General features: G+C 61.5%; 23 protein-coding genes and 1 pseudogene. 14 read left to right on the top strand and 10 right to left on the bottom strand.

From position 1 onward, the window contains the following. Positions 1-69 precede the first annotated feature (69 nt). The 3 genes from ABWV89_RS00470 (at position 70) to ABWV89_RS00460 (ending at position 3,705) form a co-directional block, all read left to right on the top strand. Positions 70-666 carry a mechanosensitive ion channel domain-containing protein gene (locus ABWV89_RS00470; RefSeq protein ID WP_353393162.1) on the top strand — a complete coding sequence of 199 codons (597 nt, stop codon included), beginning with the start codon at positions 70-72 and terminating at the stop codon, positions 664-666. 166 nt (positions 667-832) lie between these two features. Next, complete coding sequence (locus ABWV89_RS00465; protein WP_353393159.1) at positions 833-2,731, top strand: DUF1565 domain-containing protein; 1,899 nt, start codon at positions 833-835, stop codon at positions 2,729-2,731. A gap of 155 nt (positions 2,732-2,886) precedes the next feature. After that, on the top strand, positions 2,887-3,705 hold the full coding sequence (locus tag ABWV89_RS00460) for a plasmid replication/partition related protein (RefSeq protein WP_353393158.1): 819 nt from the start codon (positions 2,887-2,889) through the stop codon (positions 3,703-3,705). A 7-nt stretch (positions 3,706-3,712) separates the two neighbouring features. Here ABWV89_RS00460 and ABWV89_RS00455 read toward each other — a convergent pair whose 3' ends face one another. Continuing rightward, the gene (locus tag ABWV89_RS00455; RefSeq protein WP_353393156.1) at positions 3,713-4,600 is read right to left on the bottom strand and encodes a hypothetical protein; all 888 of its coding nucleotides are present in this window, start codon (positions 4,598-4,600) and stop codon (positions 3,713-3,715) included. Positions 4,601-4,819: 219 nt separating this feature from the next. Beyond that, positions 4,820-5,050 carry a hypothetical protein gene (locus ABWV89_RS00450; RefSeq protein WP_353393154.1) on the bottom strand — a complete coding sequence of 77 codons (231 nt, stop codon included), beginning with the start codon at positions 5,048-5,050 and terminating at the stop codon, positions 4,820-4,822. A 271-nt stretch (positions 5,051-5,321) separates the two neighbouring features. Here ABWV89_RS00450 and ABWV89_RS00445 point away from each other — a divergent pair, with 271 nt between their 5' ends. Together ABWV89_RS00445 and ABWV89_RS00440 are read left to right on the top strand one after the other, a co-directional pair. Then, positions 5,322-5,738: a YybH family protein gene (locus ABWV89_RS00445; RefSeq protein ID WP_353393152.1), complete on the top strand. Its 417-nt coding sequence runs from the start codon at positions 5,322-5,324 to the stop codon at positions 5,736-5,738. A 263-nt stretch (positions 5,739-6,001) separates the two neighbouring features. Beyond that, positions 6,002-7,285, top strand: a complete 1,284-nt coding sequence (locus ABWV89_RS00440; protein ID WP_353393150.1) for a glycosyltransferase — start codon at positions 6,002-6,004, stop codon at positions 7,283-7,285. Between the two features lie 43 nt (positions 7,286-7,328). Here the strand turns inward: ABWV89_RS00440 and ABWV89_RS00435 are convergent, their stop codons facing one another. Further along, on the bottom strand, positions 7,329-8,483 hold the full coding sequence (locus ABWV89_RS00435; RefSeq protein ID WP_353393148.1) for an ABC transporter substrate-binding protein: 1,155 nt from the start codon (positions 8,481-8,483) through the stop codon (positions 7,329-7,331). Between the two features lie 610 nt (positions 8,484-9,093). Between ABWV89_RS00435 and thiC the strand changes: the two genes are divergently transcribed. From thiC to ABWV89_RS00400, 7 genes and pseudogenes are all read left to right on the top strand, one after another. Next, complete coding sequence (gene thiC, locus ABWV89_RS00430) at positions 9,094-11,004, top strand: phosphomethylpyrimidine synthase ThiC (protein ID WP_353393146.1); 1,911 nt, start codon at positions 9,094-9,096, stop codon at positions 11,002-11,004. A gap of 4 nt (positions 11,005-11,008) precedes the next feature. Then, on the top strand, positions 11,009-12,136 hold the full coding sequence (locus tag ABWV89_RS00425) for an FAD-dependent oxidoreductase (protein WP_353393144.1): 1,128 nt from the start codon (positions 11,009-11,011) through the stop codon (positions 12,134-12,136). Continuing rightward, complete coding sequence (gene thiS / locus ABWV89_RS00420; RefSeq protein WP_353393142.1) at positions 12,129-12,350, top strand: sulfur carrier protein ThiS; 222 nt, start codon at positions 12,129-12,131, stop codon at positions 12,348-12,350. The genes ABWV89_RS00425 and thiS overlap by 8 nt, the downstream gene beginning before the upstream one ends. A gap of 24 nt (positions 12,351-12,374) precedes the next feature. Further along, a complete protein-coding gene (locus ABWV89_RS00415) occupies positions 12,375-13,202 on the top strand; it encodes a thiazole synthase (protein ID WP_353393140.1) in 828 nt (275 codons plus the stop codon). Positions 13,203-13,274: 72 nt separating this feature from the next. Continuing rightward, on the top strand, positions 13,275-14,897 hold the full coding sequence (locus tag ABWV89_RS00410; RefSeq protein WP_353393138.1) for a PfkB family carbohydrate kinase: 1,623 nt from the start codon (positions 13,275-13,277) through the stop codon (positions 14,895-14,897). A 7-nt stretch (positions 14,898-14,904) separates the two neighbouring features. Further along, positions 14,905-15,150, top strand: a pseudogene (locus tag ABWV89_RS00405) (DUF1653 domain-containing protein); the annotation flags it as partial. A 9-nt stretch (positions 15,151-15,159) separates the two neighbouring features. Further along, a complete protein-coding gene (locus tag ABWV89_RS00400) occupies positions 15,160-15,405 on the top strand; it encodes an oxidoreductase-like domain-containing protein (protein ID WP_353395107.1) in 246 nt (81 codons plus the stop codon). A gap of 7 nt (positions 15,406-15,412) precedes the next feature. On the opposite strand, the gene ABWV89_RS00395 is transcribed toward ABWV89_RS00400, so the two are convergent. Both ABWV89_RS00395 and ABWV89_RS00390 read right to left on the bottom strand, forming a co-directional pair. Continuing rightward, on the bottom strand, positions 15,413-16,201 hold the full coding sequence (locus ABWV89_RS00395) for a hypothetical protein (protein WP_353393136.1): 789 nt from the start codon (positions 16,199-16,201) through the stop codon (positions 15,413-15,415). Positions 16,202-16,366: 165 nt separating this feature from the next. Beyond that, on the bottom strand, positions 16,367-17,518 hold the full coding sequence (locus ABWV89_RS00390) for a PA0069 family radical SAM protein (RefSeq protein WP_353393134.1): 1,152 nt from the start codon (positions 17,516-17,518) through the stop codon (positions 16,367-16,369). 230 nt (positions 17,519-17,748) lie between these two features. Here ABWV89_RS00390 and ABWV89_RS00385 point away from each other — a divergent pair, with 230 nt between their 5' ends. Together ABWV89_RS00385 and ABWV89_RS00380 are read left to right on the top strand one after the other, a co-directional pair. Then, positions 17,749-18,768, top strand: coding sequence for an ABC transporter ATP-binding protein (locus ABWV89_RS00385; protein ID WP_502903109.1), 1,020 nt, complete (start codon positions 17,749-17,751; stop codon positions 18,766-18,768). Continuing rightward, a complete protein-coding gene (locus tag ABWV89_RS00380; protein WP_353393132.1) occupies positions 18,765-19,535 on the top strand; it encodes an ABC transporter permease in 771 nt (256 codons plus the stop codon). Before ABWV89_RS00385 ends, ABWV89_RS00380 begins: the two co-directional genes overlap by 4 nt. Here ABWV89_RS00380 and ABWV89_RS00375 read toward each other — a convergent pair. From ABWV89_RS00375 to ABWV89_RS00355, 5 genes are all read right to left on the bottom strand, one after another. Continuing rightward, on the bottom strand, positions 19,507-20,538 hold the full coding sequence (locus ABWV89_RS00375; protein ID WP_353393130.1) for a PAS domain S-box protein: 1,032 nt from the start codon (positions 20,536-20,538) through the stop codon (positions 19,507-19,509). The two genes, ABWV89_RS00380 and ABWV89_RS00375, sit on opposite strands and share 29 nt — an antisense overlap. Before the next feature lie 4 nt (positions 20,539-20,542). Further along, positions 20,543-21,544: a PAS domain S-box protein gene (locus tag ABWV89_RS00370; RefSeq protein ID WP_353393128.1), complete on the bottom strand. Its 1,002-nt coding sequence runs from the start codon at positions 21,542-21,544 to the stop codon at positions 20,543-20,545. A 283-nt stretch (positions 21,545-21,827) separates the two neighbouring features. Further along, on the bottom strand, positions 21,828-22,457 hold the full coding sequence (locus tag ABWV89_RS00365; RefSeq protein ID WP_353393126.1) for a DUF2894 domain-containing protein: 630 nt from the start codon (positions 22,455-22,457) through the stop codon (positions 21,828-21,830). 43 nt (positions 22,458-22,500) lie between these two features. Then, positions 22,501-23,166: an OmpA family protein gene (locus tag ABWV89_RS00360; protein ID WP_353393124.1), complete on the bottom strand. Its 666-nt coding sequence runs from the start codon at positions 23,164-23,166 to the stop codon at positions 22,501-22,503. Beyond that, the gene (locus tag ABWV89_RS00355; protein ID WP_353393122.1) at positions 23,163-25,433 is read right to left on the bottom strand and encodes a DUF802 domain-containing protein; all 2,271 of its coding nucleotides are present in this window, start codon (positions 25,431-25,433) and stop codon (positions 23,163-23,165) included. Before ABWV89_RS00355 ends, ABWV89_RS00360 begins: the two co-directional genes overlap by 4 nt. Between the last annotated feature and the right edge of the window lie 14 nt (positions 25,434-25,447).

The following is a 25,447-nucleotide window of genomic DNA, read 5'->3' as shown; positions in this document are numbered from 1 at the left end:
GCAAGGTCTGCCAACCCGGGTCACAATCATGGGAACGAAAGCAAGTCCAGAAAGACCACCCTCCCTCCCATGATTCGTTTGAAAGATCATCTCCCTCTGTGGGCGCACGCCTGGATCGACGTCATCAGCATCGGCCTGCAGGCACTGCTCATCATCTTGCTGACCTTGTTCGTGCGATGGCTCATCCATCGGACCATCAACAAGATTGGCCGTGAAAAGGATTTGCCGCCCGAACTGACCGTGGGCACCCGAAGACTGGTGACAATCCTGCTGTTCGGCGCCGCCATTCTCTGGATTCTGGAAAGGGCGGGCGTCTCGGGCACCGTCATCTGGACCGCGTTCACCGGCTTCGCTGCAGTGGCCACGGTAGCCTTCTTTGCCGCATGGAGCGTCTTGTCCAACATCTTCTGCGCCGTCCTGATCTACACCACAAGACCTTTCGGCCTGAATGACAAGGTGGAAATACTCGAAGGCGGGGAGCATGAAGGCGTGGGCGGACGGGTGCTGGATATCACCCTGATCTACACCACCTTGCAGGAAGATCTGCCAGACGGAGCGCCGGAAGGGACCGAGCCGACTTTCCTGCGCATCCCCAACAGCCTGTTCTTTCAGCGAACAGTCAGGCTGCGGACACGCCGGCGTGTGACAGGCTCCGTCTTCGACTGAAGCACGCCTCCGCGCCACCTTGCTACCCCCCAACTGGCGGGTAGACCCTCTGCTGCGTCGCACCCACAATCCGCATTGAGCGAGCGCTCAGCCCGCAGCCTCATCTGGCCAGGGCGGGTCCGCGACACGCAACTCAATGCAACGCAATGCAGCAAAGGAGCCCCGCATGACAGACCGATGGTTGGCCGGCTTGACGGCTTTGACCGCATGTCTCTTGCTCTCTGCCTGCGAAATCCCCGAGCTCTATGTCGATGCAGGCCATACCGGACCGGAAGCGGGGACCATGGACCGACCCTTTCGCAGCATCGACAAGGCCATGCGCTGGTCGGTCAGCGGCACCACCATCCATGTGGCGCCCGGTCGTTACAGGGAAAATGTGGTCTTGAAGGAGGGAGTACATCTTCTCTCTCGCCAGACGGGGGCCGCCATCATCGACGGAGGTGCGAACCGCGCTGCCCGGGCACCCGCCGTGGAAATGGCTGTGGACTCGATACTCGAAGGCTTTACCGTCACCGGTGGGGAAACTGGCGTGCTGTGCAAGGGGCCGGTCTCTGCAGATATCCGCCGCAACATCATTCGGGGCAACCGTGGCGACGGCGGCATTGCAGCTTTGGCAGGCTGCACTGCGCGCATTCACAACAACACCATTCTGGGCAACCTGGGCAAGACTGACCGCCACCACAGTCAAGGTATCCATGTCGAACTGTCGACGCCAGACATCCGCAACAACATCATTGTGGACAACAGCATGGGGCTGTCTACCGATCGGTCAAGACCCACAGGGGGCTACAACCTGTTCTGGGGCAACCGCCTCAACTACGGTTTCTCCAGCACTCTCCTGCCCTTCTCGCTGGAGCATGCCCCTGGCTTCGTTGATACCGCGATGGATGACTACCGGCTCGAGGCCACATCCGCAGCCAGGGACGCTGGCGACCCCTCTTCCCGGTTTGCCGACCTTGACGGAAGCCGGAACGATATCGGCGCCATGCACGGCGATGGTGGCTACGACTTCCCGTTGCCGATGCAGGAGACCTTCGTGGAGTCAGCGCTTGGGGCACATGACAGGGAGGATGGGCTCTACCTCCGGGGAACAAGTCGACTGATGCGCTCCCCTACGTTCTGGTTCGAGACCAGTGCGCGCGGCACACAAGGCGAGGCAGATGCCATGGCCTTGCTCCGCGAGATGGTGCCACGTCTTTTGCCAGGCTTCAGAGCCAACTTTCGAACAACAGTACCCACCGCAGACGAGCGGTGCCAGCTCATTGTTGTGAGCTTCACCTCGCCGAGAGGCATCCCCTACCGCGCATTGCCCGATGGCAGCTGCTCCGGCAACGCCCAAGACGCTGAGAAGCAGGGGGCACGCATCTCCGGAGGTTTGCTGGACCTCAGCAGCCAATGGCTGGGAGGCTTCGCCGATAACCGCTCAGCGATCACCACCATGGAGCATGAGTTAGGGCACGTCCTGGGACTGGCGCACAGTTTCGCGGGGGACAGGCTGATGGGCCAGCCTTTCCCTGATGATGGTGGCATGACAGAGCAGGAGCGCCTGGCATTGCGCTGGACGCACAGCGGCCCGCCTGGCCAGACCTTTGAGGATTTCATACGCTATGGCAGGGTCACGCGCAACGTGCTGCATCCATTTCCCCGCATAGAAGAGGTTTGGCGCTGGGTACCACAGGAAGGTTTCTGGCGTTCGGCCAGGCGTGACGAACAAGGCCTGCCTCCACGCAGCGAGTACTGGGCCAGGCCGGGCGACTGGATCCTGGTCGTCGGCTCAAGGCTGAGTCTGCGCTGGATGACCGAGCCGCGCCTTGTCTTTCGCCCTGCCGACCACGCCCTGCCCAAAGTGCAGTTCTCAGGACAGGTAGTGACAGTTCGCACCGATGACCAGGCGTGCCGCAACCCTGGCAGTTGTGCGCCAGACGAGCCAGCCAACACCTGGGCAGGACAGCCGGCCCGGTTCATGAAGGTACAGGTGCCGGAAGGGGCACGCAGCGGCTGGTTTTTTGTCGAATCGAGGGGCCTGGCCAGCAACCCGGTCTGGATCGACATCGAGAGCGGCTGAGAACAGAGGAAAGGAAAGGAAAGGAAAGAAAAGAGAGAGGGAGAGAGACGAAAAAGACCCGCCCCGGGGCGTTCAGTTGCCGGGGCTTTCAAATGGGCGAAAATAGGGCCCCTTTTTTTCGCTGTCTCCTTCTTCTTCCTAGCTCTTCCAGCCGCATGAACATCGTTGTCAACGAAGATCTCAAAGCCTATATCGACCCTCTCACGGCAGACGAATACGACGCCCTGGAGCGCAGCATTCTGGCTGAAGGCTGCCGTGATTCGCTGATCCTGTGGGGAGACGTACTGGTCGATGGACACAATCGGTACGCCATCTGCCAGAAGCATGGCCTGCCGTTCAACACCATCCAGAACTCGCACTTTCAATCCATGGAGGACGTGCATCTCTGGATGATCAACCAGCACCTGGGCAGACGCAGCGTCTCGGACTACCAACGCGGTGTCCTGGCATTGCGCAAGCGTGAGATCGAAGCCGAGCGCCGCGCTCGCGCCAAGGTGGACCGTCAGCCGGCAGAAGACGGCAGCTCCACGCCTGAAGACGGAGCTCAGGCTGGCGACAAGCCCAATGAAAAGGCTCTGCAAACCAGAGAGGACATCGCCCGCGCCGCACGCATTTCTGCCAATCAGGTCGGCCTGATCGAGAAAATCCGCAAGCAGGCCACGCCCGAGGTGGAAGCTGCAGTGAAGTCGGGAGACATCTCCATCAACGCGGCCGCCGTCGTGGCCAGCCTGCCGGAGCAGGAACAGAAGGCGGCCGCCCAAGCCGGGGTGGAAGAGCTCAAGCAAGTGGTCAAGCGCGTACGAGAGTCCCGGCGCAAACCTCCGAAAGAGGCTGTCAACGAAGCCGACACCACGTCAGGTGCAGATGACACGGCAGAGATCACCGCCTTGCGCCAACGCATCGTCGAACTCGAAGCGGAGAACGCATCGCTGAGAGAAGAAGTGAAGATGCTCAGCGCACAACTGGTCGGCTGACGGCGCGTCAGCGCAACTCCAGGCTTTCCGCTGACACGGCCTCGCCCTCCCAGATCACGGGGTCTGCGCCATCCGCATAGCCAAGGCGCAGCCACTGGCCGCCAGGCCCTTCCAGCAGCACCCAGGCCTCCGTCGCATCCGTCCCGGAGGAACTGCCAGCGCCGGCAGCCTGGTCGAGAGGAACAGGCAAGGGGCTGCGCCAACATTGGGTGACGCGATAGGCAGCGCCCCGATGCCTGACCTCATGGCCTGTTGCCCATGCCTCGAAGCGGCACAACCCCTGCTTGCGCCCCAGGGGTCGATACCAGACATATCGGCCACCAGACTCAGAGAAGAACGCTCTTGCACCATTGGAGAGTGAGACCACCCAATCCACTGGTGCGGAGCCCGACAGATGAGTGCCAGCATTCGTGCCGATCAGCCTGTAACTGACCACGTCAAACCTGACTGACCGATGGCGGCCAGCCTGCCATCGACGCCTGGCGACGCCGACGTGTCTGTCTTGAGCATCTGCCCTGTCCCCGCGACCTGGCGCACCTTCCGCCGGGAGAGGCTCCTCAGCGGCAGACGAAAGGCCAATCCGGTGGCGGGCAACAAAGCACCGCAACACAGCTCGCAGCCCCAGCAAGCACAACAGATAGGGCAGGATGGCCCAAACCGCATCCACGACAGCCACCAGGGCAGCGCCTCCAGTCCCATCACCGTCGCTGGGCATCAGAGCCGGGCGTCGCATGTCTCCTGCTGGTCCATTCGGATACACCAGCCACCACACAACCGCGGCAAGCAACACCCAGCACGCTGCCACCATCCACCCACGGGCACTTGACGCTCGCCGCAGTGCACTGTCGGTTTGCAAGCCGAGCATCCGCTGAACCATCTCAGTGCTGTTGCCCATGTGATCGTGAAAGTCAGGATTCCTGCCCTGCATCAGCGTACAAACTGCCCAAAGAACAGGCACCCCAGCGCAGGCCAGTGGTCATGCCGCTTTCAGGGCTTGTTCACGCACTTGTCCACAGGCTTGGACACAGCCTGTGTGGGCAAACCCCGGTTTTTCGCCCCTGCCCCGCCTCTGCACGGGCAACAAAAAAACCACCAAACGGGGGGCAACGCTGCTTCAGTGCTGCCTGGAAAGCTTGACGGTTCCACCCACATACAGGGCAATGAACACTGCCAGCATCACCAGGAACATTTCCTTGAATGACCAGCCGCCGTAGACGCCCTGATACGCATTGAACATGGCCACCAGCGTGAACACCAGCACGCCGATCAGGGTCATGATGGCGCCCGACGCTGCGCCGGTCTGCTTGCTCTGCGGTGCTACCAACTTCTGCTTTGCCTTCGACATCACACGCCTCCTCGATGAAATGAAGTCACCAACGCCACAGACCCGCCAACTCGACATCAACCGTCCATGACGCTGCAATAGCCGCAAAGGGCTATTGCAGGCTCAAAATCCAGAATATCCAATGGCTACATTCAATCAAAGCACAGCAGGAAGGAATCCGGCAGAACCCGCAATGCTGCCTTCTTATAGGCAAAATAGTCACAAAAGAGACAGCCTCCCGTGACGTCTTCGCCTGCGTTTCATCCTCCCCGGTGCGACGAGCATCTCCACCATGTCTGACACTGACACTGCCTCAAACGCAGCTCGCCAACTGATCACCAGCTACAACCGCGCTTTCATGGCGCGAGACCTGGCCACGCTCAGAAGCATCTACGTGGAGGATGCCGGTGGGCAGTTCAGCTACTTCGACAACCATGCCGGATGCGACGCCAGCAGCCTGGACGAACACCTGCAGCAGCTCGAAACCTTCTTTGCATCTGGTGAGCCCATCGGCGGGCTGGATATCGAACATCTCCATCCACACCTGGCTGGCAGCCCGCCTGAGCAAACATTGGTGATCACCGCGCGGGTGCGTTACCGCCAACACACTGAGAGGCCAACAGTGCGCATGACTGTCGTTGCCACGCAGGTCCATGCCCGCTGGCGCATCTGCCACATGCATTTCTCCGATATGCCCGCCACTCTGTGAGCGATATGCTCTGGACGACCACCGAAGCTGCAGTTAAGCTGTCTTCGGCTTTCAGACTGCCCAGGGACTTCACTTGGGCGACCTGCCAGACCAGGGAGGGTGTCGGGCAGGCCGGGGTCGATGGCTACCGATAATCAATACAACAAACCAACAAGGGTGTAGCGTCCAGATGATCGCGTTCAATCAGTTCCGGCATCCCTCGGCAGGGAGCTTCACGACAGATGTCACTGATGCGGTGACAGCACCTTTGCCAGCGAGCGCACATGCACGGGCCTTCTGACCAGCACTACGTCCTGATCACCGTTGGCACCTTCGGTGACGTCTTTCCGTTCATGCGCATCGCCAAGATGCTCACACGAATGGGGCGCCGAGCCACGCTGATCACCAACGCCTACCATTCGCGGCTGCTCGAAGGCTCCGGAATCGAGTACATCGGCATTGGCACCGACGAAGACTACCGGCGCTTTATCACCGACCCTGATCTTTGGCACCCCAGCAGAGGGTTCGAGTCCGTCATGCGTGACTACAAGGAGCAGTTGCTGCAAATGGTCGAGGCGATCCGTCAGGCCACTGAAGACGGTCCGGCCATGGCCCTGGCCTACCCCTTCGCCGTGCCCGCCGCCATGATGGCCGAAGAGCTGGGTCACATTGAGAAGGTGGCATCGGTCTACCTCTCGCCCTCCACACTGCGCACCTGTCACCACCCCATGCGGATTGGAGATCACATCGTTCCAAAGTGGGTCCCTGTCGTCTGGCGCAAAGCGCTGTGGCGCCTGATCGAGACCAGAAAAGTCGACCCCACCGGGGTCCAACGGGTGGACGCTGTGCGAAAGATCCTGCAACTCCCCCCCATGGCCTCGTCGTTTCTGACGCACATCGAGAGCGCCCCGGACTTCACCGTCACCCTGTTTCCGCAGTGGTTTGCCCCCACCATGCCAGACTGGCCAAAGCCACTGGTTTCCGGCGACTTTCAGCTGCGCCCGCCGGATGAGGACATCGCGCTACCCGACCGGCTTCGCAGCTTCCTCTCCAGCGGCTCAGAACCACTGGTGTTCTGTTCTGGCTCAGGTGTTGTACACCCCAAGGCCAAGCATATGTTCAAGTGTGCTGTCCAGGCCACCAAGACACTGGGAGCGCGCGCCATCTTTCTCACGCAAGAGCGTGCCCAGGTGCCGGACGACCTGCCTGCCAATATTCACTGGGAGTCCTACGCCTCGCTATCGGCCCTGCTGCCGCGGTGCAAAGCGATCATCCACCATGGCGGGGTGGGCACCACAGCGGAGGCCCTGCGCGCTGCGACACCTCAACTGGTCACGGCCTTCGGGTGGGACCAATACGACAATGGTTCACGCGCTGCCGAGCAAGGTGCCGGCCTGGTCATGTCGGCACACAAACTCACACCGCGCAACCTGACCCAGGCGATCGGAAAGCTGCTCTCTTCCCAGGACATGCCGACCAACTGCGTGATCGCCTCGCGCCACTTCGACAAGCAGCAACCGACCGAGGCGTTGTGCGTGAACATTGAGCGAATGTTCAACACAAGCTAAGCCAGGGAAGTCGGCCCGCATCAGAAGCGGGTCGACGCATTCATCAGACCCGGACTCGCCCATCCCCGGTCAGCATGGAGACCTCGACAAAGTTGGTGGCCACATGGTCCGAGCTGTCGAACGACATGTTGAAGCCGCCCAGCGAGAAGGTCTGCAATGCCTCCAGTCCGGCAATCAGGGACTCTCGCGTCGGACGTCCCCCTGCTTTCTTCAGGCCCTCCACAAACAGCCGTGCGGCCATGAACCCTTCCATGCTGGAGTAGTTGGCCTGCACCTTTCCGCCAGACTTTGCAATGGCGGCGTGGAAATCTCGGCTGATGGCCTTCGAGGCACTGAAGGGCGATGGCACGACCTGCGTCACGACAATGCCGGCCGCCTCTTTGCCAAGCTCATCCGAGAGTGCCTGCGCACCCACAAAAGACACGTTGTAGAACGTGCCACCGTAGCCAGCCTTTCTCGCTTCGCGAATGAAAGCTGCACAGGATTTGTATGCACTGATCTGCACCACCGCATTGGGCTTGGATGCAACGATGTCCTTCACGGCGGCCGCCACATCCACCGAGTTGCGCTCGACGGTTCCTGTTGCAACAGGCTTGAGCTTTCGGTCAGCCAGGGCCTTGGTCACGCCGTCCAGGCCTGCCTTGCCATACGAGTCGTTCTGGTGAAACACGGCCACCTTGTTCAGGCCCAGATGGGTCAACTGTCGAACGATGAGCTCGGTCTCGTCGTTGTATGAAGCTCTCATGTGGAATGCCAGGCGGTTGAACGGGTCGCGCAACCCCATGGCCCCTGTGAACGGCGCAATAAACGGCACCTGGGCCTTGGTGAGAATGGGCATGGCGGCCAGGCTGGTCGGCGTACCAATGTAGCCAAACAATGCAAACACGTCGTCCTTGATCAGGCGCTCGGTGTTGGCGGCGCACCGGTCAGGCTCGTAGCCATCATCGAGCCGGGCGATGCTGATCTTCTGCCCGTTGACGCCACCTTGCGCATTGACCTGATCAAAAAACAGCGTGGCGCCAGCATTGAACTGAATGCCCAGCTGAGCGGCCGGACCCGTGAACGCTGCCGACTGACCCAGAACGATGCGATTGGAGGACTGTGCACTGACGATGGCGGGCGCACCCAGCGCTGAGGCGGCCATCCAGCCGGCGAAAGAGCGCCTGCTAAGGGCTGAAGGGACTTTGGACTTTTTCATTGGATTACCCTGACTTGGAAATGGTGGATTTCGCTGAATCGAGGCCGGCACTTTTGGCGCGAGCCATATGAAAGAGCGTAGCGGTCATTGCGCTTTGCGCGGCTGACACTGCGCCATTCAGGTTGCGTTTTTCACAGTAGGAATTCACGCTGATCAAGGGTTTGTTGCGACGGGTCAACCCGAGCCAAACAGGTCCCATGCCATACCCCGGAGTTCACATCCATGACGAATGCCGCTACACTGGCGGCTTGCTCCGGGGTGCAAGGGCCCGCTTCTTCCAGGAAAAAACCTGCGAGAGTCTGGTCTGGCGCTGAGATGGTGATCACACCGAACCCGTGAACTTGATCCGGCTAATACCGGCGAAAGAAGAGCGCATGCCTTGATGAGGCGGGAGGTTTGGCCCCGAACTCTGATGGCGGACAAAGACCGGTGATTGCACCTTGCTTCGCATCTGCGAACCTCACTGTCCGTCCGCACCAGAGCCTGGACCCAAGACACTCTCCACCCATCACGGCGGTCCTCCGGAGCTGTTCGATTGGTTTATCGCAACAGCTTTTTTTACGCCCGTTGTTTGCACGGCGGGCACAGCACGGAACAGGAGACCGCCGACATGAACGCCCCCGACGACAAGCTGCAGCAACTGCTCTCGCTCACCCGCGAGCCCTTCCCTCAGTCCCGCAAGGTCCATGTGCAGGGCGCGCAAGCCGGTGTACAGGTGCCCATGCGCGAGATCTCGCTCACCAATGGCGAAGCCGTCACGGTGTACGACACCTCCGGCCCCTACACGGACCCGACGGTCCACATCAATGTGCGCCAGGGCCTGGCCAGCGTTCGCGGCGCGTGGATTGAAGCGCGTGGCGACACCGAGACCTACACCGGCCGCGAACGCGTGGCCCTGGACGACGGCGGCAAACACGGTCCGAACGGTGAAGATGTGGCAGACGCCCGCATCGAAGCCCTTCGCGCCGAAGCCGCCAACCTGCAGCGGACGCCGCGCCGTGCCAAGAGCGGCCAGAACGTCTCGCAGATGCACTATGCGCGCCAAGGCATCATCACGCCCGAGATGGAATACATCGCCATCCGCGAGAACGGCAAACGCGAGTGGATGCAGGAATACCTGGGCGACGCCGAGCGCGAGGCGCGCCTGAAGGGCAACGCCATGGGAGCCCGCATTCCGGACATCATCACCCCCGAGTTCGTGCGCGACGAAGTGGCACGCGGCCGTGCGGTGATTCCGGCCAACATCAACCACCCCGAAGTGGAGCCAATGATCATCGGCCGCAACTTTCTGGTGAAGATCAACGCAAACATCGGCAACTCGGCTGTCACCTCGTCGATTGAAGAGGAAGTGGAGAAGCTGGTGTGGTCCATCCGCTGGGGTGGCGACACCGTGATGGATCTGTCCACCGGCAAGAACATCCACACCACTCGCGACTGGATTATCCGCAACTCTCCCGTGCCCATCGGCACCGTGCCGATTTACCAGGCGCTGGAAAAGGTGGGCGGCGTGGCCGAAGACCTCTCATGGGAAATCATCCGCGACACGCTCATCGAGCAGGCCGAGCAAGGGGTGGACTATTTCACCATCCACGCTGGCGTGCGCTTGCCTTTCATCCCGATGACGACCAAGCGCCGCACTGGCATCGTCTCGCGCGGCGGCTCCATCCTGGCCAAGTGGATGATCACGCACCACAAGGAAAACTTCCTGTACACGCACTTCGACGAGATTTGCGAGATCATGAAGGCCTACGACGTGACCTTTTCGCTGGGCGATGGCCTGCGCCCGGGCAGCGGCGCCGACGCGAATGACGAAGCGCAGTTCGCTGAACTGCGCACGCTGGGCGAGCTCACGCAGATCGCCTGGAAGCACGACGTGCAGACCATGATCGAAGGCCCTGGCCATGTGCCCATGCACATGATTCAGGCCAACATGGACGAGCAGCTCAAGCATTGCCAGGAAGCGCCCTTCTACACACTCGGCCCACTGACCATCGACATTGCACCGGGCTACGACCACATTGCATCAGCCATTGGTGCGGCCATGATCGGCTGGATGGGCACGGCCATGTTGTGCTACGTCACGCCCAAGGAACACCTCGGCCTGCCCGACCGAGACGACGTGAAGCAAGGGATCATTGCGTACAAGATCGCCGCCCACGCCGCCGACGTGGCGAAAGGTCACCCGGGCCAGCGCGCGCGCGACGATGCCATGAGCAAGGCCCGCTTCGAATTCCGCTGGCGCGACCAGTTTTCCCTGGGCCTGGACCCGCAAACCGCCGAGGAATACCACGACGAAACCTTGCCCAAAGACTCCAGCAAGGAGGCGCATTTCTGCTCCATGTGTGGCCCCAAGTTCTGCTCGATGAAGATCACGCAAGACGTGCGCGACTATGCAGAACAGCAAGGGGTGAGCGAGAGCGATGCCCTCGCCCGTGGCATGGCCGAAAAGTCGGCGGAGTTCAAGGCCGCCGGCGGGGAGTTTTACGTGCCGCTGGAATCGGTTGGCAACCAGAAGGCCTGAGGCGATGGCACAAGCTGGCCCCCTGAGCATTGGCATTGCCGGCGCAGGCGTGCTCGGCCGCTTGCTGGCCTGGCAGTTGTCGCGCGCCGGTCACCAGGTGACGGTGTTTGACCCGGCCAGTGGGCCTGAAGCCCCTCGTACAGGCGCAATCAATGGCCGCGCTGAGCATGCCGCCGGTTTCACCGCCGCCGGCATGCTCAGCCCGCTGGCCGAGCTGGACAATGCCGGGCCTGCCATCGCGCGGCTGGGCTGGCGGTCCATCGCGCTCTGGAAAGAGGTGGCCGACACCCTCCACGCAGGAGGGTTTGAGCCGCGCCTGTTTGTTCAGGAAGGGAGCCTCATGGTGGCGCACGGCGCCGACCTGGGCGCCGCGCGACGCGTGTTGGCGCGACTGGAAGCAGCCCCTGAAGAAACAGCAAGCTTCCCCTCGCCAGAGCCACTCAACCGCGAGGCATTGCACAAGCTCGAACCCGCCGTGGCGCCCGGTCTGCACGCCTGGCATCTCCCGGGCGAAGCACAAGTGATGAGCCGGGACATGCTGGTGACTTTGGCACAGACAGCCCACAACGTGAACTGGCAATGGCAGCATTCGGCGGCAGCAGTCGGGCCGCGCACTGTGCGCATGGTTACAGGCGAAGAACATTCGTTTGACGTGGCGATCGACGTGCGCGGCCTGGGCGCCAGGCCAGAACTGGCCCTGCGCGGCGTGCGCGGCGAGGTGATCTGGCTGCACGCGCCGGGTGTGCGGCTGCAGCGACCCATCCGGCTGCTTCACCCACGCCATCGCGTTTACATCGTGCCCAGACCTGGTGACCTCATCGTGGTCGGGGCCAGCGAGATTGAAAGCGAAGACCGCTCGCCTGTCAGCTTGCGCACGGCCGTGGAACTGATGGCCGCGGCACACAGTGTTCTGCCAGAACTGGCCGAGTCGCGCATTGTCCACATGGAGTCCAACTTGCGCCCCGCCCTGCCAGACAACGAGCCACGCATTCAATGCGAAGACGGCTTGCTGCGAATCAATGGTCTTTTCCGCCACGGCTGGTTGCTGGCGCCCGCCCTGGCAGAACGCGCCTTACAGCAAGCACTGCCCTCACTCGACACCCACGCTCGTCAGGAACCCACCCATGCCTGAAATGCCCACCGCGCCGACCTTCCAACTCAACGGCTCATCCCTGCCATGGACGCCCGAGATCAGCCTGGCCACCGTGCTGGCGAAGCAAGGGTTTCTTCCCGAACGGGTGGCCACTGCGATCAACGGCGCCTTTGTTCAGCGTGAAGCCCGCGAAAGCACCTGGGTGCAACCAGGCGACCAGGTCATGACCTTTGAGGCCATCGTCGGCGGCTAGCCCCCTGTTCACAACATTGACGAGATGAACACCACTTCCTTCGCATCCCAAAGACCGTCCTGCTGGGCGCCCTATGGCATTGAACTGCAATCGCGCTTCTTGCTGGGGACCGCGGGCTACCCTTCACCCCAATCCTTGGCCGACAGCATCGCTGCCTGCCAGACACAGGTCGTGACCGTGGGGCTCAAGCGTTCCCTCGCAGGCAGCGAAGGCGGTGACAACGGTTTCATCCACATCATTCAGCAAGCGATGAAGTCGCAAGGGGCACGCCTTCTGCCCAACACCGCCGGCTGTCGCACCGCCCGCGAGGCGATCACACTGGCCCACATGTCGCGTGAGCTGTACGGCACCCATTGGCTCAAGCTCGAAGTCGTGGGGGACGAACACACCTTGCAGCCAGACCCTTGGGGCACGGTGGAAGCGGCGGAGCAGCTGATCAAGGACGGCTTTGCTGTTTTTCCCTACTGCACCGACGACCTGATCACCTGCCAGCGGCTGCTCGATGTCGGCTGTGAAGTCCTCATGCCGTGGGGGGCGCCCATCGGCTCGGGCCAGGGCCTGATCAACCCGTTTGCCCTTCGCACCTTGCGAGCCCGTTTACCTGATGTGCCGCTGGTGGTGGATGCCGGCATTGGCGCACCCAGCCACGCTGCCCAGGCCATGGAATTGGGCTTTGATGCGGTGTTGCTCAACTCGGCCGTCAGCCAGGCCGTTGATCCGGTTCGCATGGCAAGTGCGTTTGACCTGGCCATTCGAGCAGGCCGCGCCGCATTCGAGGCGGGGGTCATGGCCGCACAAGACATGGCTGTGGCGAGCACACCCGTCGGTGGACAGCCGTTCCTGATCGATTGACCAAATGGCTGGTTGAATGAACGCCGGAGAGGACGCACAAGCCGTCAGCATCTGGCTGTACCATTCACTGCCATGACGAAGCCCTCCTCCATCCCGACGCCTGTGATCTGGTGCATTGCCGGCATTGACAGTGGCGGCGGCGCAGGCCTGGCGGCCGATCAGCGTGCAGCCGACGCCTTTGGCGTGCACGCTTGCACAGTGGTCGCGGCTGTCACCGCACAAAGCACCAAAGCCGTCCAGCGGATTGAAGCCACCGAGCCAGCCATGCTGGATGCGCAATTGCGGGCATTGGCCGAGGACATGCTTCCTGTTGTCATCAAGACAGGCATGCTCGGCAGCGCCGAGAATGCGCGCCGGGTGGCCCACTGGGTACAAAAGTTCAGACATTCAAATCACCCGGTCAAGCTGGTGGTGGACCCTGTTCTGCGTGCAAGCACGGGGGCATCACTGGCCGACGATGCACTCGTTCGTGCCTACCGGGAGGCACTCGTGCCTCTGTGCGACGTGATCACGCCAACCCGCCGCGAAGCCCAGATACTCACTGGACTGGCGGAAGACGCCTGTGCGCGGGAGCTGGCGGCGCATTTGTGCGCGTTAGGCGCGCAGTCTGCCGTCGTGACGGGGGGAGACGACGAAAAGCTGTCACCCGACCTGGCCTGCGACTGGCTCGAAACACCGCACGCAAAAGGCTGGCTGTACCTCAGACGCCGCGCCATCGCGCACAACCACGGAACAGGCTGCACGTTTGCCTCGTCCGTGGCCGCTGCCATGGCCATGGGGTTTGTGGCTGCCGATGCCGCCGTGCTGGCCAAGATGGCGACCATGCACGCCATCCGCCATGCTCGACCCGTCGGCATGGGTGCGGGCCCGGTGATTGCCAGGGGCGGCTTCGGTACCGACAGCGGCCTGCTGCCCCGGCTGTCGATCGGGCAGGATATGCCCCAGTCATGGCGTCCGCCGGCACCTTCGCCACGATCGCCCGGCCTGTACGCTATCGTTGGCACGGCAGAGCAGGCCCAAGCCGTCATGCAGGTCAGAAACGGCGCCCATACGGTTCAGCTGCGCATGAAGCGCCCGGCAGACATGGCAGCGGACGACCCCTCCTGGCAGGAGCAGCTCAAGAATGAGATTGAGTCCGCCATTGCTGCGGCCAGCACAAGCAGCGCTTGTCTGGTCATCAACGACCACTGGCGAACTGCGCTGGCGTGCGGCGCCAAGGCCCTCCACCTGGGGCAGGAAGACCTGCTTGCACTCACCCGCGACGACTGGCAGGCGCTGGAGTCCGCCCGGGCCTCGCACGGCGTTCAGATAGGTGTCAGCTCTCACAGCCTGTGGGAACTGTGCCGTGCAGCCAGCATCAGTCCTGAGCTGATCGCCTGTGGCCCTGTATGGCCCACCACCACCAAAGACATGCCCTGGGTGCCACAAGGATTGAGAAACCTGGCCTGGTGGGCCTACATGGCCCCGGCACCTGTGGTAGGCATAGGCGGCGTGCTCGAGCCCGACCAGATGCGCGCTATCGCTGCATCGGGTGCTCAGGGGGGATGCGTTGTCAGGGGACTTGGCGAGGACCCTTCACGGTCGCTGCCCGCCTGGCGACATGCATGGGACCAGGGCTGCACGAGCTCATCTCCGGGTGCTGCGCCCCCTCTGCCACACCCCACCCTGTCACCTCATTCCGCGGAAATCCACTAGCGCACGCATGCCCACCTCACGTCCTCCTTCAGACAGTGACCTCCCCCAGCTGACCGGAATTCAGACCGGGCTGTATCGCCATTACAAGGGTGGCTGGTACGAGGTGATCGACACCGTGCGGTGCAGCGAAACCTTGCGGGCCATGGTGCTCTACCGCGCGCTGTATGGCGAGTTCGGGCTATGGGTCAGGCCGGCAGGCATGTTTGCCGAGACTGCTGATTTCGAAGGCAAGGTCCAGCCCAGATTTCAGCGCTATTCAGTCATGCAGGTGCCGCTTGCCGACCTCGCCACCGCACACGCCCTGATAGCCCACCTGCGAGGCAGAGCGCAACGCGAGAAGGGCATCGTGGACCTGGACGCCACCTTGCGCCCACCGCCGCCAGAGCCCACCACCTGCTGCGAGCGCGGCTGCAATGGCTGCGTGTGGGAAGGCTTTTACGAGGCCTTGCATCACTGGCGGGAGGAGGCAGAGCGCCTCCTCACCGAACGCGCTGACCGATCCGGCTGAATAGAAGCTACCGTGTTCGCCCAACGACGGCGCGAAGCGCAACAAACGATCCGATGATCAGCATCAGGATGAGTACCGGCTTGTAGCGCTTGTACCAAGGGTCGGTTTCATGCGCCCGGTGGCTGTAAGACCCATCTTCAGCTCTGTCGAAAAGGCGGTCAAGATCTTCCTTGTTGGTCGTCACGTCGACTTTGACGGTGAGTGGAACAAAGTTGTCGGGCTTGTGAAAGTTGATCAGGAACTCAAGCCGTCCATCGACAGGCTTTCCGGTCTCCGGATCGACATGCAATTCGTACTCGCGCACAAACAGCGCGCGCACATTCGCGCCAGGCTCTATCAACCGGTCATAAAACGTTTTGTAGCCAGCCTCGCCCAGCATATCCCTGGCTTTCAGATAGAGCCATTGATTGTGGTGGTGTGACAAGAAGTTCTGAAACTCCATGGCACCGCCTAGCCTCACAGGATTGGGTTTCATTTCAAAGACCAGAAACCGGAGGATTTCTTTTTTCGCGATCGACACCTCATCGTGGGAAACGGAGACAGTGAGATCCACATTGCCGATGGAGCTGTCGTCCATCGTCACCCCTGTGACCTCATAGATCACCCAGGCTTTCGTGGCATCCCCTGTGCCGCGCTTCGTGTAGTAATAATTCTTCGGCCCCAGGTCGTCGATATACAACCGATACGGAGGCACGACCTCCATCAGTGAAGTGGGCCCACCGTCCTTGGCGACATAAGCAGAGGTAAAAGGAATCTGCATCTCGATGCCTGCCGAACGGGCAATGCGGTCAGCCACCCCCAGGTTGACCACAAGCGAAACGCAAGCAACAGTCAGGCTCGCGCGAAAAAAATGCAAGAAGCGTTGCATCCTGGATTCCTCCCAAATTTTATTTTGATTGACTGCACTGTTGCCAGCGCTCGATCATTCTAATTTCCCGAGAAAACACCGATTGACGCAGATTCAGAACAGTTGCGCTTGACGCCCCAGGTTCTTCGGATTGAAAAGCGCGGTATTGAGTTCGCTCCGCGTCTGGCTCTGCCGGGCACTCATGCCCAGTCGCGCACACGCCTTGTGAAAGCGTTGCCGCAACAAATCTGACCAGACACCGGAACCCTTCATGCGAGTGGAAAAATCGGCATCGTAGTCCTGCCCTCCCCGCATGTCCTGTATGCGCGACATCACACGTTCTGCACGATCGGGGTAATGCTGCTCCAGCCACTGCCTGAAAATGGGCGCCAGTTCCCATGGCAGGCGCAGAACCTGATAGAACGCACGGGATGCGCCGGCCTCGGCAGCGGCCTGCAAGACTTGCTCCATGTCGTCGTTGATGAAGGGGATCTGGGGCGAAACACTCACGCCCACCGGTACACCGGCTTCGGCCAGCGCGCGGATGGTTCGCAGGCGCCGGTGAGGTGCGGCAGCACGAGGCTCCAGAATGCGAGCCAGGCGTGCATCGAGCGTGGTGATGGTGACATACACCGCGCAAAGACCTTGCTCGGCCATGGGCGCCAGCAGGTCCAGGTCACGTTCGACACCGCTGCCTTTTGTCACGATACCCACTGGGTGGGAACTCCGGTGCATCACTTCCATGACGCCGCGCGTCAACCTCAATTCGCGCTCCACCGGCTGATAGGCATCCGTCACCGTGCCCAGAGCGATCATGTCGGGCCTGTAAGCCGAACGCTGCAACTCCGCTGCCAGCACTTCCGCGATGTTCTGCTTGGCCACCAAGCGCGTCTCAAAGTCCAGGCCGGGCGACATGCCCAGGTAGCTGTGGCTGGGACGGGCGTAGCAATAGCTGCAGCCGTGCTCACAGCCCCTATAGGGATTGAGACCAAGGTTGAATCCAATGTCAGGAGACTGGTTGCGTGTGATGGCAGACCTGGCGGTCTCCCAGGTAACCACCGTGTCGACCCGTGGGCGATCGTCGCCTGCCAGGCATGTCTCATCGAGGCTGCCCCATCCGTCGTCGAAGGCCGACCTGGCGTCAAGCTCGAAGCGATGGGCATGCCGGTGCGAGACGCCTCGCCCCTTCAACGCAGGCAAGGGAATGGCCACTTCCACCGACGAAGAAGACCCGTTCAACGCGTGCTTTGCATAAGCTCTGGCCATGGTTTGCTGAATACTGTATATTGGTACAGTATTGTGCAAAACGTCGTGCCAGTTGGCAAGTCCCGCCCTTCGCGTCAGCGACTGCCACAGGCGCAATAACCTTTTGGTCCTCAGCATTGCCAGCACGGGCCCACAATAGGCCAGCACCGCCAGCGCCATGTTTCCAGGCGCTACCCTTGACAGCCGACCTCACAAGGGCTGGCTGGCAGCGAACCCTCATTCACTCAGTCATGTCTTCACCATACGCAAATCCCGCGTCAGGCCAGTCCATGCCGCCGGGCAACGATGTCATTCTCCGCCTGCGAGGTCTGACCAAGACCTACAGCAACGGATTCCAGGCACTCAAGGGCGTCGATCTCGACATTCAACGTGGCGAGATATTTGCCCTTCTCGGCCCCAACGGCGCAGGGAAAACCACACTGATCAGCATTGTCTGCGGCATGGTCAACGCAAGCGGCGGAACTGTCATTGCCGACGGGCACGACACGGTCAAGGACTATCGCAAGGCGCGTTCGGCGATCGGTCTGGTGCCACAGGAACTGAGCACAGACGCTTTCGAGACTGTCTGGGCCACTGTGAGTTTCAGCCGTGGCCTCTTTGGAAAGCCGGCCAACCCTGCCCACATCGAGAAAGTTCTCAAGAGCCTCTCACTCTGGGACAAGAAGGACAGCAAGATCATGCAGCTCTCGGGCGGCATGAAACGCAGGGTCCTGATTGCCAAGGCGCTCTCCCATGAGCCCAGCATCCTGTTTCTGGACGAGCCCACCGCGGGGGTCGACGTCGAGTTGCGCCATGACATGTGGCGCCTGGTGCGAGAGCTGCGAGAACAAGGCACCACCATCATCCTCACCACCCACTACATCGAAGAGGCCGAGGACATGGCGGACCGCATCGGGGTCATCCGTCAGGGTGAGCTGATCGTGGTCGAGGAAAAGGAAAAACTCATGCGGCAGCTGGGCAAGAAGCAGCTGGCCATGAGCCTGGGCCAGCCACTGGAAGCGATTCCCGAGGCTCTGGCCCCCTGGCAGCTGGACCGATCGGACGATGGCCTGACCCTGACCTACACATTCGACGGCCAGAAGGAAGACACAGGCATTGCCGAGCTGCTCGCTGCAATGTCTGCCCAGGGCATTGCATTCAAGGACCTGCACTCCAGCGAAAGTTCGCTCGAGGAGATTTTTGTGAATCTGGTGCACAAACCGCAACGCGCTCCTGGAGACCAGGCAACAACCGGGAGATCGGCATCATGACAGGACTCAATCTTTTTGGCGTGCGAGCCATCTACAAGTTCGAAATGGCGCGCACCTTTCGCACGCTGGCGCAGAGCATTCTCTCGCCCGTGCTCTCAACATCGCTGTATTTCATCGTCTTCGGCACCGCCATCGGCTCACGCATGGGCGACATCGATGGCGTCGACTATGGTGCTTTCATCATTCCCGGACTGATCATGCTCTCGCTGCTCTCCGAGAGCATCTCCAACGCAGCTTTCGGCATCTACATGCCGAAGTGGTCAGGCACCATCTACGAGCTGCTGTCGGCACCAGTGAGCTGGATTGAAGTGGTACTGGGCTATGTGGGTGCGGCAGCCACCAAATCCATGATGATCGGCTTGCTCATTCTGATCACTGCCCGTTTTTTCGTGCCGTATCACATTGCGCATCCGGTCTGGATGGTTGGCTATCTGATGCTCACCGCAGCCACCTTCAGTCTTTTCGGATTCATCATCGGGCTGTGGGCCGACAACTTCCAGAAACTGCAGATCATTCCGCTGCTGGTGGTCACACCACTGACATTCCTCGGCGGCGCGTTCTACAGCATCAACATGCTGCCACCCTTCTGGCAGAAGGTCTCCCTCATCAACCCTGTGGTCTACCTGATCAGCGGGTTCCGCTGGAGCTTCTTTGGCACAGCGGATGTGCACATTGGCGTCAGTACCGGCATGACCGTTGTCTTCATGCTCATCTGCCTGACCGTGGTCTGGTGGGTCTTCAAGACAGGGCGTCGGATTCGCCAGTAGCCTGCATGTCCAGCGGCTCGCTGCCATCCCTGCCGGGCAGGCAGTCAGGTGCATCGTCCATCGACGCAATGGTCGTCAAGACCAGAAGTCCCTTCGGGTCTTCGACGATCTCGCTGTAAACCATCAATTCGACTTCGGCACCGTCAGCATGGCGCCAGCGCTCCTTGCGCCAGCCCGAACGCCCTTTGTCAAACAGGACTTCGCTGTGCGCCAGCCAGTTGGCGGGGTCAACCCACAGGGCTTTGACCGGGTTGCCGACGAGGCTGTTTTCTGCGAAGCCAAGAAACCGCTCAAAGGCCGAGTTGACGTCGAGAATGTTCAGCGTACTGGCAGACTGAATCAGGGACGGCGCCGGATTCATGTGAAAGATGTGGCGAAAACGCCTGAGCGAGCGGTCGCGCTCATGTTCGAGGCGCAGCCTGTCTTCCATCTGGCTCAGCCGCCTGTAATGCGCTTCCTCGGTGGCTCGTCGCGAATGCCACAGAATGACCGCGGTCAGCATCAGAATCACAGCCACCATGGCGAAATAGCGCGTATCCGGCAACAGATCCGCCGGTGGCAGCCTGCCCTCATTCTCAGCCCAGGTGAGAACGCCCAGCATCAGTGCGCTGGCCAGGGTCGTCGCGATCAGGGCACGCTGACTGAGGTAAGTTCCCGCCAGCACGATCACACCAAAGGCGCCCATGGTCGATGCTGCCCTGACGGAGCCATAGCTGCCAACGGCCCAACCCGTGACCCCCATGACACTCACCAACATGACCGGGATGACCCATCGCAGCCTCCCGGTGCGAAACAACACATAGGCGGCGAAGGCCGCCAAAGCCATGGTCAGGGATATCGGTGCCCGGGACATGCCTTCCGGCGCCGACACATGATCCACAGTGGCCATGCAGAACATGCCGACCATCATCATCAGCAACAGCCATCCCAGGCTACGCTGATGACGCAGGCTGTGTTCTCGCCGGATGTCTCCGGGCTCGTCGAGTGGGTGTGTCTCGGACATGGCGCTATTGTGCGGCGGCTGCCACTCCCTTGAGCGCCTGTGCCAAGCCCTCTTCACAGGTTCGCAGGGCGCCAATCACCACGCCCTCATCCCTGTCTTCGTCGCGTTCGCTGCTGACCATCAGGGGAATGCGGCGGCCATCCCTTGTCACAAGCGTCACTGGCATCCAGCCTGTCCGCTTCCGGCTTCGCCGGGCCGCTGTATAGGCCGCATGTTGCTCGTCATGCAACCAGAGGTGTCCATCGCGCTTGTCAATCAGATGGTCGCGCCGATAGCCCGTCACCGCCTCGAAAGCCGGGTTCACATCGACGATGGCCCCAGACGACTTGGCCTGAATGAAGAACGGCGTGGAGTTCTTCTGGAAGAAGCGCTGAAACCGCTCTAGCCCAAGGTCTCTATCGATCTGGGTCTGCAGTCTTTGCTCCGCTTCCTTGATTTGCATGGCCTGGGCAGTGGCCACCTGGGTGCGATTGAGTTGCATCATGACGGCCGTGCCGGCCAGACTGACCAGATGAGTCAACCAGGTGCGCCATCCCACTTCGAACCCGGGCCGAGCACCCAGCATTCCCTGCGCCTCTGCCCAGGTCAGCAAACCCACCGCCATGATGGCCACTGCAGTGCTGAGCGCCAGTGTTCTGGTGCCGAAAAATATGCCGACGCCGACCTGCGCCACTACGACAAGCACGATGTTGACGGTTCGGACAGAGCCGTAGAAGACAGCGGAGACAAGGCCAGCAGCGCACAGGCTGGCCACCAGCAACCACGCCACGATCGAGTAATGCCGGCGCTTGAGCAAGACCCAGCTCGAAACGCCCATGACCGCCACACCGATGCTCAGATAGCTGTCCACATCAAAGGCGTAGCCGGCCAGACGTTCGTACATGAACAGGCCCACCGCAAACATGGCGGCAAGCAAGGCCAGCTGGCTGGCCATATGGCTTCTCGCCGCAACCAGCAGTGGTGGCTCGGGAAAGGCCGGGTAAGAAGGACGTCTCAGAACTCTCATGTAGATACTGAGAAATCTTACCCCCCAGGGGCCCAAAGCACTACATGCAAAGGACCGGATGAAAGCGTACAAATGCACGACTTGGCCGCATGATGCGACGCGAATCGACCAATGGAAGAATTTCCCGCCACGCTCAACGTGCCTGCACGCCCGTGTTTCATCGGAAACGCCAGGCAAACTCTTCTTTCGCCGGACTGGAGCAAGGTTGCCTGTTGCGCTGCAATGGGCACCAGTGTGTGCCGCCGCTGTTGTTCTGCCACCTCATACTTGAGGTCAACACCCGTCAACCTTGCTGGGTTTTTCTTGACGACGGACGCGGCTTGCCTCTGGTGGTCGCGGGGCGCTTTTCCTGCCTGGCTTCTGTCAGCCACAGCAAACCTTCGGCCTGGGTCATGAACCGCTGCAGGTACGCCGGGGAGAGCGACTGCATTTGCCGCAAGGTCTTGAGAACCAGCATGTGCGGGTTGAGCGGCCCGGCGTTCTCCGGCGCTCGACCAAAAGCTTCCTCAAGATCCTGCTCTGCCCCCATGCGCGCCCACATATCGTGGAAACGTACGGCACTGCGCAGGAGAGGTCTCTGATCGGATGCCGAACCGGCTGGCATGGCGGCCGCCCGGGCATGGCGAGCCAGGACTCCCAGTGCCGATGTCGCATCGCGCGCATCGTGCCCACCCGCGGTGAGCGATCCATGCGAAACGCGCGCGCGCCGCTCTTCTCGGGACTTGCGGGTGCGCTCCAGGCTCAGCCCGACCGCAGCTGTCCAACGAGGCTGAAGCCCTGCCCTCACTGCAGGAGAGGCCACTTGCCAGCGTGCAGCCAAGGCTTGCAGATAAGCCCAGCCCATGGGGTCATGTACCGCTACCGATTCACGGCGCAATTGCGCCAGGTCATCCGCCAGCGCATTGTCTGCCATGACAGAACTCTCCGACCCGACCGGCTCCATCGGTTGCATTGGCTCACTCATCCGGCCCACTGCGCTTCGCAGTGGGCACAGGCGCCATCTCGACCCGCCGGTTCAATGCCCGCCCTTCGGCAGATTCGTTCGATGCCACCGGCTGCTCGGCACCAAACGCGGCGCTGAACACTTGTGACCGCGGCATGCCCTCCTCCATCAGTGCTCGCGTCACGTTCAGCGCTCGCTGTGCCGAGAGCTCAAGGTTGTCCACAAAATGCAGGTTGCCCTTCTGGATGGGCCGGTCGTCGGTGAATCCACTGACCATCAGCATCTCATCCCGATTGGCCAGATACACCTGCAACGCAGGCACCAGCGATTTGAGCAACTGCCGCCCTTCCGGCCGCAACTCATCCGAGTTGAGATCAAAGAGGACGTTGCCGCTGATGCCGATGCGCCCGTTCTCCAGCGTCACCCTGCCACTCTGCAAAGGGCCGGCCAGGGCCTTCTCCAGCGCAACGCGCCGCGCTTGCTCCTGCTCGCGCTTCTCGATTTCCGCCTGCAGGTTGGCCACCAGATCCATTTGAACCGCAAGCACCGCAATGAAGATGAGCACGAACGCACCGACAACGCCCGACATCAGATCCCCGAAGACAGCCCAAGCAGGCGCTGTCTGTTCGATGCCATCATCATCGAACGCGTCGACCATGGCCTGCCCTTCGCCCGTCATGCAGCGCTCCCCGCCGCTTCATGACTCGACTGCCGCAGAGACCGCAGATCTTCCACAATGCCCTGCTGCGCGCTGATGCTCAGATCGATCACCTCGCGTGCCTGCTCCACGTAGTACGCCAGTTGCTCGTCGCTGCGCGCCATCGATTGCCCGATGGCCTGCTCCACTCGCTGCAACTTGTCGGCCAGCATCTCGTTCGTCCCGCTGAAGAGCTCGATGCCCCGGTTGAACGCCTCGCCCAGGCTGCTCAGCTCGGTCGCACTGACTGCCACCTCTGATGCCAATGCCTCTGATCGCTCTGCCTGTGCGCCGAGGGTTTGCGAGAACTGCTGACTGATTCGGTCCAGGACTCCGGACGCCGATCCAACCAGTGACTCGATGGCATCACGCTGCTCTCCCGTCGCCTGCTGGACGCCCTCGAGCAATTGACCGATCTGACCCATCAGCTCCGCACGCTCTTTCAGTGCCTGGTTGTCGCGCTCAGTGAGGTGACTCATCTCCTCACGGAGCCTTCCGATCACCTCTGCTGCAGCCTTCGGCGCTTCAGATGCCGTCTCCAGCAAACGCGTCATGGGTGCTTCCAGCGCGGCGCCAAGCCTGGACAAGTGCTCCGCCACGGCAGTCTGCAGCTCGCCCAGTCGCGCAGCGGCGGCGTCCCCTCGTGCCTGCTCATCCGCCCGCAAGGCTTGCAACTGCTCGCCCAGCATTTCCTGCGCCTTGAGCTGGCGGTCGGCCGCAGCCAGGCTACGCTCAGCTTCCTCGCTTCTCAGCGCAGACATCTCGGTGCGCCAGAGTGTCGCCATGGCCTCGAGTCGCTGGCTGTGCTCTTGACGCCAGCCGGCTTCCGCCTCGGCGCGCGCCCGTACCAGAGCCTCTGACTCGGACAGAAGGCGTCCGACCTCATCTCCCACTTGAGCCGATTGCGCACGGGACGACTCGGAAATGGCCTCTACCGCAGCCTGCAGCTTCTGCCCCAGTGCCTCTTGCATGCGGGTTTGCTGCTCAGCCAAGCCACTGCTGCGCTCAGCCTCCTGCTCGTGCAGTGCGGACAGTTCCGTTCGCCACAGTTGCACCATCTCTTCCAGGTGCCTGGCATGCTCATCTCGCCAACGGGTTTCCGAGTCGAGGCGTACCTTGACCAGCGCATCCGCACCCTGATCAAACTTCTGTCCAAAGGCTGCGAGCGATTGCTTCAGTGCTTCCTGTGTCGAAGTGTTGGCGCTCACCTGCTGGTCAACAGCCTCTCGCCACAGGTCTGCCACCCGGGATGTCGATTGTTCGAAGCGCTGTGACAGTTCCGCGAGCTGCGAGCGAACGGAATGGCCCACCTGTTCCTGCATCTCCTTCGACTGTGCGGCCACCGACTGCATCGCCGAGCTCACCACGGGCTGCAAGCTTTCGCCAGCGACACGCGCGCTCCCCTCCAGCGCATGCTTGAGAGAGGACTCCACCGATTTCGCCAGTTGCTCGAATGCGCTCGAGGTTTCCGAGTGCAGCTGGCTCTGCTGCTCCACCAGCCGGGCTTCCAGTGCCTGGCTGCGCTCATCGATCTTCTCCATCAGTGCCTGAAGCCGCTCTGCCACCGCTGGCATGGCATCGGCCTGCTGCTTCATGGCCTGCAAGGTCGCCTTGCGTTGCGCGGCCGCTGAATGCCCCCTGAACTCGTTGGCAATGCGTTCATCGAGCGATCGCACTGCCAATTGGCGATCGCGGCGAGCCATCGCCGACATCAGGCCAAGTGCCGCGGAGGCAGCCACCCCAGCCACTGATGTGCCAAATGACAGACCCAGGCCCTTGATGGGCTCAGCCAGAGCTGCGCGCATGGACGCGAGATCCGCAGACCCCTCCAGCGCGAACACAGCGCCCTTGAAAGTCAGCACCATGCCCACGAAAGTGCCCAGCATGCCCAGCATGACCAGCAGCCCGACCAGATAGGGCGTCAGGGTGAGTCCAGGCAATGCCACCCGCTCCCCTTCAATACGCGCGCGCACGGGGTTTTGAAGTTTGGCGGGCAAGCCCACCACCCATGCACGCAGATCCTCCACCTCCCCGGCGACCCCACTCAAGGCCTGGCTCAGTGCCTGCGTATCGCGGCGATACCGGCTCACCTCCCATGCGCCGTAGCCGTACGCCACGGCAATGGCCAGGCTCAGCACCAGTGCCAGAGCGTTGTGACCGACAAACCCGGCGGCAATCCACAGAATGCAGAACAGGCCGATGCCAAACGCAGCCACAGTGAGAAAACGGTTCAGGGTTGAGGAATGCATGTTCAATTGCATGT

This window comes from Hydrogenophaga sp. 5NK40-0174, from assembly GCF_040372165.1.
Classification (GTDB): Bacteria; Pseudomonadota; Gammaproteobacteria; order Burkholderiales; family Burkholderiaceae_C; genus Hydrogenophaga.
The sequence above is the reverse complement of the archived record's forward strand: the minus strand, read 5'-3'. Positions and strand labels throughout refer to the sequence as shown.